The sequence below is a fragment of the Pseudoxanthomonas sp. PXM02 genome (genome assembly GCF_014851805.1).
Classification (GTDB): domain Bacteria; phylum Pseudomonadota; class Gammaproteobacteria; order Xanthomonadales; family Xanthomonadaceae; genus Pseudoxanthomonas_A.
Genome location: NZ_JACVAK010000012.1, coordinates 1 through 442, shown reverse-complemented (window position 1 = coordinate 442; position 442 = coordinate 1). Strand labels below are relative to the sequence as shown.

Genomic DNA, 442 nt, shown 5'->3' with positions numbered 1-442 from the left:
GGAACACGCCGCACGCAACGATCATGCAGACGACGGCGAAGGAGCCGAGATCCTTGGCGTGCTTTCCGACCATGGAAATCTCCGGCGAAATCCTATCGATGACTTCCTCGATCGCCGTGTTCAGGGCCTCGACGGCAAAGAGGGCAAGAAATAGCACGACGGCAATCATCAGCTCGGCAAGCGTTGCCCCGACGACGATCAGGAGGATCAGTGAAAGCGCGAAGAACAGCAGTTCTTGCCGGAATGCAGCCTCCCTGATCAACCGCCTGAAGCCGCCCAGCGAGTAGCCGGCGGCTGCAAAAAAGTGGCTGATGCCGGTGAGTTTTGTCACGGCAGGTTTCATCAAGTGCCCTCGTTGTCCGTCAATGGCGGCCTTGTCGCCGCCAGTCAGAAATTGCGAATACCGGTTCGCGGTCGCCGCGGCAAGGGCTCCGTCATCAAC

At 59.3% G+C, this 442-nt stretch carries 1 protein-coding gene; it reads right to left on the bottom strand.

Annotated elements, in window-relative coordinates; all coding sequences use genetic code 11:
- Positions 1-442, bottom strand: a 442-nt coding sequence (locus tag IB225_RS20270; protein ID WP_225584200.1) for a diacylglycerol kinase, incomplete at both ends; no start/stop codon positions are given.